This is a genomic window from Solicola agrisoli (assembly GCF_049059935.1).
Taxonomy (GTDB): domain Bacteria; phylum Actinomycetota; class Actinomycetes; order Propionibacteriales; family Nocardioidaceae; genus JAURVT01.
In genome coordinates this window covers 1-11,370 of record NZ_JBMGQR010000042.1, presented here as the reverse complement: position 1 = coordinate 11,370, position 11,370 = coordinate 1, and the positions used below count along the sequence as shown (strand labels likewise).

Genomic DNA, 11,370 nt, shown 5'->3' with positions numbered 1-11,370 from the left:
TCATGCCGAGGTCCCGCTGCGGGCGACCGGTGGGACGGTGGCGAGGAGCTTGCGCACCTGCCAGGCGTACAGCAGTCCGGCCCACCAGTACAGCGACACGCCCCAGACGGTGAACGCCCACCCGAAGACGTTGGCGAGGTCGGCGACCGTGCCAGTGTCGTCGCCGAGCAGCAGCAGCGGGAACGCGTACAACAGGCTCGCGGTGGCGGCCTTGCCGAGGAAGTGCACCGGCAGCGAGCTGTAGCCGCGGGTGCGCAGGAACGGGATCAGGCCGAACAGCAGCACGTCGCGCAGCGGGAGGACGATCGCGAGCCACCACGGGATGATGTCGCGCAGGCCGAGGCCGATGACGACCGCGAGGATGTAGAGCCGGTCGGCCACCGGGTCCAGGATCGCGCCGACCTTCGACGTCTGGTTCAGGCGCCGCGCCAGCAGCCCGTCCAGGTAGTCGGTGAAGCCCGACACCATGAGCACCACGAGCGCCCACACGTCGGCCTCGGGCCCGAGCACCAGCCACAGGAACAGCGGCACGCCGAGCAGCCGCACGAAGCTGAGCATGTTGGGCACGGTGAGCACGCGCTCGACGTGGGAGTCGCCGGGTGCGGTGGTCACGACGGGCCTTCCTGAGCGCGCGGGGCGGGCGCCTGGACGGCGTCCCGCGAGGACGGGCTCAGGCTACCGGTCGGGTCGCCCCTGCTGAGGTTGCACACCCCCTACCCCTGCGAGAGTGTGAGGACACGACACCTGGTGCGTCCTCGCGGGCGTGCCCCTCGACGGACGGAGAGCTTCTGTGGCTGAGTACACCCTGCCCGATCTTCCTTATGACTACGCGGCTCTGGAGCCCCACATCTCGGGCCGGATCATGGAGCTCCACCACTCCAAGCACCACCAGACCTACGTCGGCGGCGCCAACACCGCCCTCGAGCAGCTGGCCGAGGCACGCTCCTCGGGCTCGCTCGGCACCGTGAACCTGCTGGAGAAGAACCTCGCGTTCAACCTCGGTGGCCACATCAACCACTCGGTGTTCTGGAAGAACCTGTCCCCGGACGGCGGCGACAAGCCCACCGGCGAGCTCGCCGCAGCCATCGACGAGCACTTCGGCTCGTTCGACGCCTTCCAGGCCCACTTCACGGCCAACGCCACCGGCATCCAGGGCTCGGGCTGGTCGATCCTCGCCTGGGACTCCCTGGGCCAGCGCCTCGTGGTCGTCCAGCTGTTCGACCAGCAGGCCAACGTCCCGATCAGCCTGCAGCCGATCGTCACGCTCGACATGTGGGAGCACGCGTTCTACCTGGACTACCAGAACGTGAAGCCCGACTACGTCAAGGCGTGGTGGAACATCGTCAACTGGGCCGACGCCCAGGAGCGGTTCGACCGCGCGCGGAGCAACAACCTCGTCTTCTGACGGGCTGCGGCCGGGCTGACGCTCGGACGTGAGAATCGGCGTATGACCCTGGATCGGGGTCGTACGCCGGTTCTCGTTGTGGGGCGGCGCGGCCCGGGAACGAAGGAATCGGCGTATGGCCGCCTGGCGTGGCCATACGCCGATTCCCACGTCCGGTGGACGAGAGGATCGAGGTCCGGGTCCGTATAGGGGCCGGGCCTCGATTCTCCGGTGCGGTGGTGGGTGGAGCTCGCCGCACGCTGGCGGCGACGGGCACCATCCGCGTCCCTCGCCGCCCCTCCCCCGCTCACGCGCTGCCGCACCCGGGCCCGGGAACCCATCGGCGTATGGCCGCGTGGGGCGGTCATACGCCGATTCCCACGTCCGGCGGACGGGAGGATCGAGGTCCGGGTCCGTATAGGGGCCGGGCCTCGATTCTCCGGTGCGGTGGTGGGTGGAGCTCGCCGCACGCTGGCGGCGACGGGCACCATCCGCGTCCCTCGCCGCCCCTCCCCCGCCCACGGGCTGCCGCACCCGGGCCCGGGAACCCATCGGCGTATGGCCGCGTGGGGCGGTCATACGCCGATTCCCACGTCCGCCGGGCGGGAGGATCGAGGTCCGGGTGCATATAGGGGCCGGGCCTCGATTCTCCGGGGCCGTGGTGGGTGGAGCTTGCCGCACGCTGGCGGCGACGGGCACCATCCGCGTCCCTCGCCGCCCCTCCCCCGCCCGATGGCTGCCGCACCCGGGGCCTGGGAACGAAGGAATCGGCGTATGGCCGCGTGGGGTGGCCATACGCCGATTTCCACGTCCGGCGGGCGGGAGGGCGCCGGGGCGGGATCAGCCGCGGTTGCTGGGCCGACCCTCGTGCTGGGAGAGGCTGGCGAGGTAGGCGTTGTACTCCTCGAGGGCCTTGTCGCCGTTCTCCTCGGAGCGGTCGTGGCGCTGCGCCTCGCGTCGGTCGGTGCGGATCCACTGGACGAACAGCGCGCCCATGACGAGCACGAGCGGCACCTCCCCCATGGCCCACGCGATGCCGCCGCCGAGGTACTGGTCGTCGAGCAGGCTCGTCTGGTACGGCCGCTGGAGCAGGGTCCAGTACGACGCGCCCATCACCGTCGAGGACGACATCACCGCGATCGAGAAGAACGCGTGGAACGGGATGGTCACGAGCAGCATGCCGAACCGGATCAGCGGCTGCAGGCGTCGCGGCGACGGGTCGACGCCGATGATCACGTAGTAGTACAGGCTGCCGACGGCCAGGAAGTGCAGCTCCATCGCCGCGTGACCGAGGTGGCTGGCCATGAGGACGTCGAACAGGCCGGTGAAGTACAGGCCGTAGAGGCTGCCGATGAACAGCGCCATCGCCACCAGCGGGTGCGTGAGCACCGAGACGACGCGCGAGTTCAGGACGCCGACGAGCATCTGCCGCGACCCGACCTCGCCGGGGAGGCGCGGCCCCGGCAGGGTGCGCAGAGCCAGGGTGACCGGGGCGCCGAGGACCAGGAAGATCGGCGCGACCATCGACAGCATCATGTGCGAGACCATGTGCGCGCTGAACAGCACGTGCGCGTACAGACCCAGGCCGCCGAAGGTGGCCCACGCGATGATCACCAGTCCGGCGAACCACGACGCCGTGCGACCGGGCGACCAGTGGTCGCCGCGACGGCGCATCACCAGCAGCCCCTTGACGTAGAGCGCGGCGGCGAGGCCGACGACCAGCAGGCCGAGGCCGTTGGGCGACCAACCCAGCAGCAGGCGGCCGAGGTCGGGGGCCGGGGGCAGCGAGACGCCGACGAGCTGCTCGACCGGGTCCTGGTAGAGGTCGTCGGGCACCGGCGTCGGCGTGCGCGACAGCGCGACCGCGAGCCCGACGGTGCCGGCCATCACGACCAGCTCGACCGCCGCCACGCGCAGGAACGCGAGCGTCGCGGCGCGGCGGGCCTTGCCGTCGTCGGGGTCGAGCGCCACCAGCGCGGGCACGGTGCGCCGACGATGCACCCAGCCGAACGCGGCCAGCGTCACGATCGCGACCACCTTGAGCAGCACCAGCCGTCCGTAGCTGCTGGAGAACACCGGCCCGATGCCGCCGAGCCTGACCGCCGCGTTGACCGCGCCCGAGATGCCCAGCGCGACGACGGCCCACAGCGCGAGTGTCGAGAAGCGCGGGACGGCCGCGGCGAGCCGGCGACTGCCGCGCACGGCGACGAGACCGAGGCCGGCCAGGCCGCCGACCCACACCGCGGCCGCGAGCACGTGCACGAGCAGGCTGGCGATCGCGAGGTCGTGCGACCCTCCGCCGGCCGAGTGGCCCGTGAGGGCCTGGGGGGCGAACGCGGCGAGCGCGAGGCCCAGGAGCGCAGCAGACGCGCGCACGCCCACCGTCCAGCGGGTGGCGACCGCGAGCAGCGTGGCCAGCACGACCTGCGCGACGATCGCGCGGCCGAGGTCGGTCTCGGTGACCATCTGCGACGCGAGCGTGCCGGAGACCGCACCGGGGAACGGTCGCGCGAAGGTGTCGGAGATGGTGAACCAGAACAGGCAGAAGCCCGCGGCGGCCCAGACCCAGGCGGCGCGCGAGGCGATGCCGAGCGCGCGGACCGCCAGGCCCTGCAGCCGCTCCCCCGCCGACGGCAGCAGGAACACCGCGGTCAGGAGCATGCCGACCGCCACGATGCCGGCGGTGTCGGTGGCCGCCTTGACGATCGGCAGCCCCCACCCGGTGAGCCGGCCCGGGTCGGGGATGCCCGCGGGCGCCTCGACCGGCGCGCCGCCGCCCACTGTCAGCGCCACGACGAGCACGCCGACGCAGGCGGCCGCGGCTGCGACGGCCCACAGCAGCACCGACGACGCCGCCACCGGCGGAGCGTCGGCGCGGTCGGGCCGGGTGGTCGTCTCAGTCACGTGATCTCCTCAGGGGCCACAGGAGCAGCCCGGCGGCGGCGACGACGCCGCCGGCCCCCCACATCAGGTGCTCGCGGTGGCGGTGGACGAACGACGTCTCGTCGGCGGGGTCGTCGGGCTTCTGCTCGACGGTGCGGCCGGCGGTGACGGTGTAGTGCAGCGTGCCGCTGATCGGGTGGCCGTCGGCCGAGACGACCCGGTACGCGAGGCGGTAGCGGCCCGCCTGGCCCGAGGTCTCCACCCGGTGCGACACCGTGCCGTCGACGACGTCGGCCTCGCCCTGCGTCAGCTCGGTGCCGTCGGGCGACTCGACCACGAGGTACGCCGGCGACGAGACGGGCTCGTTGAAGGTCAGCGAGACCTCGCCCGGCTCGGTGGCGAGGGTCGAGCCGTCGGCCGGTGTGCTCGAGACGAGCACGGCGTGGGCGTCGGCGGACGCACCGCCCCCGACGACGGTGAGCGCGCAGAGCGCCACCGCCGCCAGGAGCTGGGCGAGCCGACGACCGGCCGAGGAGGTCATGACTTCAAGTCTCACACCCGCTCCGAGCCGCTGCCGGTCCGGCGTCCGGCCAGGACGAGGCCGAGCGCGACGAGGCCGAGGACCAGACCCACCGGACCCGCCCACAGCGCCAGGGTGGCGGGCGTGCCGAGGCTGGTGCCGGTGGTCGAGGCCTCGGTGACGGACGTCTCGCTCGTGGCCGCGCCACCGTGCGCGCCGTGGGCACCGCCGGTGGCGCCGTCGGCGCCCACGGTCAGCACCGGGGCCGGGTACTCGGGCTCCTCGCCGGACGCTGGCGTCGGCTGCGACCAGTCGCTGACCTCGCCGTCGGAGTAGGTCTGGCGCACCGGGAACGACAGGTCGCCGGCGTCCTCGGGCAGCGGGCCGACCGACAGCGCGAGCTCGCCGAACTCGTCGGGCGGGATGCCGGCGCCGTCCTCGGCGGTCCAGGTGACGGTGCCGACGGCCTTGCTGAGACGCAGGTCGCCGACCTCGACCGGCTCGGGGAACGTCCGGTCGGTCAAGGTGGCGGTCCAGCCGGGCGTCGCCAGGGTGCGGACGGACGCGAACGGCGCGTCCTCGGGCAGCGTGACGGTGACCGACGTGGTGGTGGCGGTCTCGGACTCGTTGGGCACGCGCAGGACGAGCTTGGCGTACCCGCCGGCGGCGGCGTCGGGCGAGCTGACCGTGACGTGGGCGGCCGCCGGGAGCCCGGTCGCGAGGACCAGACCGGCGGCGAGGGTCGTCGCCGCGAGGGCGCGACGGGACGGACGGGGGTGCTTCATGGCAGGGGTCTCCTGGGGAGGGCACGTCGGGCGTGCCGATGAGGGTCGGGTGCGCGTCAGCAGGCCGCGGCGGGCGGGCCGCGCAGCCGCAGACCCGCGTCGCGGGCGTGGCCGAGGGCTACCCACGCCGATCCGTCCGCACGAGCAGCACGCGGACGCGGCACGACGCGGGCCCGCGACTGGAGCAGCGCGCCCATCCGCCGCAGGCCGAGCACCTCGACGAGCGACCACAGCACCGACTCGCCCCAGCACAGCGCGGCGGTGGTGACGACGGTGGCCACGAGGTGCCAGGCGAGCATCGCCGCCGCTCCCCCGTCGACCGCGGACGCGGGCGCGGCGGTCATCGAGCACGTGAGGTGCACCACGCCCTGCAGGGCCAGGAGCAGGGCCACGACGGTGCGGGGCGTCCACCGCCGACCTGCGAGCAGCGCGGCGAGCACGCCGGCGCCGACCGACACGGATGCGAGCACGACGGGCGACGGCGTGGCTCCCCCGCCCGCGACGTGGCCGCCGACGGCGACCAGCACCGCCGCCACGGCGGGCAGGGCCGACCGGAGCACCCGGACCGGGCCGCGGCACGGCGCGGCTGCGCTCGCGTGCGGCTCCGTCGTGGTCACGACCGGATCGTATCGGCGCGCTGCGACGCACCGACCGACGGTGGGTGCACCCCGTCCGGACGGCACGGTCGCGAGATTGTCTGACAATCGGCTTGCTCCTGGTGGCGGCGGCCCCTAGCGTGGACGGCATGACGACCACGACGCAGCCCGTGTCCGCCCGTGACTTCGTCGCGCTCGACGAGCGGTGGAGCACGCACAACTACCACCCGCTCCCCGTGGTGATCGCCGAGGCCGAGGGCGCCTGGGTCACCGACGTCGAGGGGCGGCGCTACCTGGACTTCCTGTCCGGCTACTCCGCGCTCAACTTCGGCCACCGCCACCCCGCGCTCGTCGCGGCCGCGGTCGAGCAGCTCGGCCGGGTGACGCTCACGTCGCGCGCGTTCCACCACGACCAGTTCGGCCTGTTCTGCGAGGAGCTCGCCGAGCTCACCGGCACCGAGCTGGTGCTGACGATGAACTCCGGTGCCGAGGCCGTCGAGTCCGCCATCAAGGTCGCGCGCAAGTGGGCCTACCGCGTCAAGGGTGTGCCGACCGGCCAGGCCGAGATCGTGGTCGCCGCCTCCAACTTCCACGGCCGCACCACCACCATCGTCTCGTTCTCCGACGACCAGGTCGCCCGCGACGACTACGGCCCGTTCACCCCCGGCTTCGTGCAGGTGCCCTACGGCGACGCCGACGCGCTCGCCGCGGCCGTCAACGAGAACACCGCGGCCGTGCTGCTCGAGCCCATCCAGGGCGAGGCCGGCGTCGTCACGCCGCCCGAGGGCTACTTCGCCGCCGCCCGCCGGATCACCGAGGAGGCCGGCGCCCTGCTGGTCGCCGACGAGATCCAGTCGGGCCTGGCCCGCACCGGCGACCTCCTCGCGCTCGACCACGAGGGCGTCCGCGCCGACCTCTACACCCTCGGCAAGGCGCTCGGCGGCGGCATCGTCCCGCTCTCGGCGGTGGTCGGCCGCGCCGACGTGCTGGGCGTCCTGCAGCCGGGCCAGCACGGCTCGACGTTCGGCGGCAACCCGCTGGCCTGCGCGGTCGGCCGGGCGGTCGTCGGGCTGCTGCGCACCGGCGAGTTCCAGGAGCGCTCGCGCGACCTCGGCGGCTACCTGCACGGCCGTCTCGGCGACCTCGTCGGCAACGGCGTCACCACGGTCCGGGGCCGCGGCCTGTGGGCGGGCGTCGACCTCGACGAGGACGGCATCGCCGGTCGCGCGGCGTCCGAGGCCCTCGCCGGGCACGGCGTCCTGTGCAAGGAGACGCACGGCAACACGCTGCGGATGGCTCCCCCGCTGACGATCTCGCGCGACGAGCTCGACCAGGGCGTCGACGCCCTCGCCAAGGTGCTCGCCGGCTGACCGTGACGGGTGTGACCAGGGTCACTTCGACCCGTGCGGAGTGATCATCCCGTTCGTCTGAATCTACCTCATATGTAGTACACACTCGATCCCGAGGACGGCTCACCGCGAGCCGTCGGAGGGATCGGTACGAGCATGACGGTGCTGAGCGGACCCGCGCAGGCCCCGACCCTGGCGGCCAAGCCCCTGACGGCCGCCGAGCGGCGCAAGCGCCGTGCGACGGCCCGGGCGAAGGCCAGGGCCAAGGCGCGCGCGAAGGCCAAGGCGAGGGCCGCCGCCAAGGCGAAGGCCAAGGCGGCGGCCAAGGCGAAGGCGGACGCCGCCCGGGCCAAGGCCGCCGCCGAGGCGAGGGCGAAGGCAGCGGCCGACGCCCGCGCGAGGGCCGAGGCCGCCAAGGCCAAGGCCAAGGCCGACGCCGCCGCCGCCGCGAAGGCCAAGGCCGACGCGGACGCCGCCGCCAAGCCCGCGGAGCCCGCCAAGCCGTCCCAGCCCGTCGACTCGACGAGCTCCACCCAGGAGCCGGCAACCACCCCGGTGGTGCTCGGCTCGTGGGACCGGCACGTGATCAGCAGGTTCAGCTGGGGCTACACCCCCGGGCTCGCCGCCGAGGTCTCCGCGGCCGGCGGAGCAGCAGGATGGTTCCAGAAGCAGCTCGCCCACACCACGATCCCCGACCCGGCCGTGGACGCGATGATCTCGCAGGGCTGGTACCCCTACCTGAACAAGTCCGGCGAGGCCCAGTGGGCCGACCACCGGGCCGGCATCCGCTACACCTGGCAGAACGGGTTCGACCTCAGCCGGCTGGCGATCGCCCGCAAGGTGGTCGCCAAGCGCCAGGTGTTCGAGGTGATGGCCGACTTCTGGGCCAACCACCTGTACGTCCCCGCGGGCGAGGACCGCTCGGGTCCGCACCGGATGGCCTACGAGGACGTCATCCGCAAGCACGCGCTCGGCAAGTTCTCCGACATGCTGGTCGAGGCGGTCGTCCACCCCTCGATGACCGGGTTCCTCACCAACTTCCAGAACACCGCCAAGGGCCTCAACGAGAACCTCGCCCGCGAGGTGCTCGAGCTGCACACGGTGGGACGCGCCGCCGGCTACACCGAGGACGACGTCAAGGAGTCGGCGAGGATCCTCACCGGCTACAAGCTCGACGTGTTCGGCACCTTCGCGGCCAGGTACGAGCCCGCCGACCACCACGTGGGCCCGGTCCGGGTGCTCGGCTTCTCCGACGCCAACGCGAGCGCCGACGGCCGCGCGACGACCGAGCGCTACCTGCGCTACCTCGCGCTGCACCCGTCCACCGCGACGCGGATCGCGACCAAGCTCTGCATCCGGTTCGTCTCCGACACCCCGTCGGCCTCGGTCGTCGCGGCCGTCCGCGCCGCCTACCTGAGCTCGGGGAGCGACGTGAAGGCGTGCCTCGGCGCCCTCGTGGCCCACCCGGACTTCGGCACCAGCCGCTTCGCGAAGGTCCGCACCCCCGTCGAGGACGTGGTGGCCACGGTGCGCGCCACCGGCGTGACGCTGCGCAAGCCCACCGACGAGGCCAAGAGCTTCATGACGCAGATGGGCTGGATGGCCGAGGCCATCGGCTACCGGCCCTACACCTGGCCCCGCCCGGACGGGCCGCCGGAGACCGCCGACGCGTGGACGGGGCCGTCGCGCGTCCTGCGCACCTGGCAGAACCGGTACTCGGTCCCCGCGGGCTGGGCCGGGACGACCGACGTCACCTACGACGACCGCTCCACCTACCTGCCGACGTCGTACCCGTGCCGCCTCGACGCGCTGATCGCGCACGTGGGCACGACGATGACGGGCGTCACGCCCACGGCGAGCCAGGTCGGCCTGGTCCTGCGACTGCTCGGGCGGCCTGCGACCGACACCTTCGCCTCGGTGGGCCAGATCACCGACTGGTGGCTGCTGCAGATCCGCGGCACCATCCTCAACCTCCCCGACCAGCTGCTCCGCTGAGAGGCCGACCCATGAACCAGACCGACAGCCTCACTCCCTGCGGCGACGCCTGCGGCGACTTCGCCCTCTCGCGTCGCTCGCTGCTGCGCAACGCCGCCGTCGCCGGCGCGGCCGGGGCGGTCACCACCGTCTTCGGCGACGCCGTCAGCCAGACCGTCTTCGGCGCGACCACCGGTCCGCAGAAGGTGCTGGTCCTGCTGTCCCTGCGCGGCGGCGCCGACGGCCTGTCGATGGTCGTGCCGCACGCCGAGGCCGCCTACTACGCCGCGCGCCCGCAGACCGCGATCGCGCGGTCGAGCCTGATCGCGCAGGACGCCGCGTTCGGCCTGCACCCGGCGTTCAAGCCGCTCGAGCCGATGTGGACCTCGGGCCGGATGGCCGCCATCCAGGCCGTCGGGCTGCCGGCGCCCAACCGGAGCCACTTCGAGGCGATGGAGCTGATCGAGGACGCCGACCCGACGTCCAGCGCCCGCATCGGCTGGCTGAACCGGATGATCGGCTCGATCGGCGGCGCCGACCCCTTCGAGGGCATGTTCCTCGGCGGCACCCAGACCCCGACGTCGCTCTACGGCCCGGAGATCTCCGTCGCCGCCAACGACCTCGCCGCCCTCGACCTGCCGTTCGGCACCGAGGCGGCCAAGCGCGCCGTGCTCGCGCAGGGACTCACCGAGGCCTACGCGGCCCGGGGCGACGTGCTGGGACGCGCCGGTGCCACCGCCGTCGGCGTGGCCGACCGCAGCGCCGGCGTGCGTGCCCTCGCCTCCAGCAAGCCGCAGAACGGCGCGTCGTACGCGGGCGACGTCCTCGGCAAGTCGCTCGCCCAGGCCGCCGCCGTGATCCGCGCGGGCGTCGGGGCCCGCGCGATCACCGTCGACCACGGCAGCTGGGACCACCACGAGGGGGTCTCCGGCCGGATCAACACCATGATCGGCGGCCTGGCCAAGAACCTCGCAGCCTTCTTCACCGACCTCGGCTCCGCGGGCAGCGACGTCACCGTGATCACGCTGTCGGAGTTCGGACGTCGCCTCGCGCAGAACGGGTCCTACGGCCTGGACCACGGCTACGGCAACTGCGTGCTCGCGCTCGGGGGCGGCGTCAGGGGCGGGCGGTACTACGGCCGCTGGCCCACGCTGACGTCGGGCGGCAAGCCCGTCGACGACCTGGCGGTCACGACCGACTTCCGGCACGTGCTCGGCGAGGTCCTGGACCGCCGGTTCCCCGACGTCAGCCTCTCGTCGGTGTTCCCCGGCGCGGGCTACAGCACCGCCGGCCGGCTGGGCTTCATGGACTGAGCGCAGTCCCGGACGCGGCCCGCATGGCCTACTCGGGCCATTTCCGTCGTTCCAGCCGCATCTCATCCATATGTAGTACAGGATCATCCTGATGGGTGAGGTCGGCACGGCACGAGAGGCGGCAGGCAGATGACGGCACTGGGTCAGACGGCTCTGGGTCAGACGGCTCTGGGTCAGACCCCGGTCGCGGGGGCCCTCCAGGGCAAGCCGCTGAGCGCCAAGGAGCGGCGTCGCCGTCGTCGCGCCAGGGCGCGCGCGAAGGCCAAGGCACGCGCCCGCGCCAAGGCCGCCAAGGCCAGGGCCGCCGCGAAGGCCAAGGCCGAGGCGGCCGCCAAGGCCAAGGCCGACGCCGCCGCGAAGGCCAAGGCCGACGCGGCCGCGAAGGCGGCCCAGCAGGCGATGGGACCGGTGCCCACGCTGTCCTCCCTCGACCGGCACTTCGTGGACCGCTTCACCTTCGGCTACAGCCGCGACACCGCGCGTCAGGTCGCCGCCGCCGGCGGTGGACGTGCATGGTTCGAGCGGCAGCTGTCGCCCGCGGCGATCGCGGACCCCGTCACCGCCTC

10 protein-coding genes are annotated in these 11,370 nt (G+C 73.4%); 5 read left to right on the top strand and 5 right to left on the bottom strand.

Going from position 1 to position 11,370, the window contains the following annotated elements; translation table 11 throughout:
* Positions 1-612, bottom strand: a complete 612-nt coding sequence (gene clsA / locus ACI6PP_RS14685; protein WP_476712939.1) for a cardiolipin synthase ClsA — start codon at positions 610-612, stop codon at positions 1-3.
* Between the two features lie 178 nt (positions 613-790).
* Here clsA and ACI6PP_RS14680 point away from each other — a divergent pair, with 178 nt between their 5' ends.
* Positions 791-1,405 (top strand): superoxide dismutase, encoded by a 615-nt coding sequence (locus tag ACI6PP_RS14680; RefSeq protein WP_421112347.1) that lies wholly within the window; start codon positions 791-793, stop codon positions 1,403-1,405.
* Between the two features lie 819 nt (positions 1,406-2,224).
* Here ACI6PP_RS14680 and ACI6PP_RS14675 read toward each other — a convergent pair.
* From ACI6PP_RS14675 to ACI6PP_RS14660, 4 genes are read right to left on the bottom strand one after another with little or no spacing between them, the layout of a single operon-like run.
* Positions 2,225-4,288 carry a bifunctional copper resistance protein CopD/cytochrome c oxidase assembly protein gene (locus ACI6PP_RS14675; RefSeq protein WP_421112346.1) on the bottom strand — a complete coding sequence of 688 codons (2,064 nt, stop codon included), beginning with the start codon at positions 4,286-4,288 and terminating at the stop codon, positions 2,225-2,227.
* Positions 4,281-4,808, bottom strand: a complete 528-nt coding sequence (locus tag ACI6PP_RS14670; RefSeq protein WP_421112345.1) for a copper resistance CopC family protein — start codon at positions 4,806-4,808, stop codon at positions 4,281-4,283. Before ACI6PP_RS14670 ends, ACI6PP_RS14675 begins: the two co-directional genes overlap by 8 nt.
* 11 nt (positions 4,809-4,819) lie before the next feature.
* A complete protein-coding gene (locus ACI6PP_RS14665) occupies positions 4,820-5,572 on the bottom strand; it encodes a YcnI family copper-binding membrane protein (protein WP_421112344.1) in 753 nt (250 codons plus the stop codon).
* A 56-nt stretch (positions 5,573-5,628) separates the two neighbouring features.
* Positions 5,629-6,189: a hypothetical protein gene (locus tag ACI6PP_RS14660; protein WP_421112343.1), complete on the bottom strand. Its 561-nt coding sequence runs from the start codon at positions 6,187-6,189 to the stop codon at positions 5,629-5,631.
* Between the two features lie 128 nt (positions 6,190-6,317).
* On the opposite strand from ACI6PP_RS14660, the gene rocD reads away from it, so the two are divergent.
* From rocD to ACI6PP_RS14640, 4 genes are all read left to right on the top strand, one after another.
* Positions 6,318-7,538, top strand: coding sequence for an ornithine--oxo-acid transaminase (gene rocD / locus ACI6PP_RS14655; protein ID WP_421112342.1), 1,221 nt, complete (start codon positions 6,318-6,320; stop codon positions 7,536-7,538).
* 135 nt (positions 7,539-7,673) lie between these two features.
* Positions 7,674-9,512: a DUF1800 domain-containing protein gene (locus tag ACI6PP_RS14650; RefSeq protein WP_421112341.1), complete on the top strand. Its 1,839-nt coding sequence runs from the start codon at positions 7,674-7,676 to the stop codon at positions 9,510-9,512.
* An 11-nt stretch (positions 9,513-9,523) separates the two neighbouring features.
* Entirely contained in the window at positions 9,524-10,804 is a 1,281-nt protein-coding gene (locus tag ACI6PP_RS14645) for a DUF1501 domain-containing protein (RefSeq protein WP_421112340.1), read from the top strand.
* A gap of 129 nt (positions 10,805-10,933) precedes the next feature.
* A partial coding sequence (locus tag ACI6PP_RS14640; protein ID WP_421112339.1) for a hypothetical protein occupies positions 10,934-11,370 on the top strand: 437 nt, incomplete at its 3' end.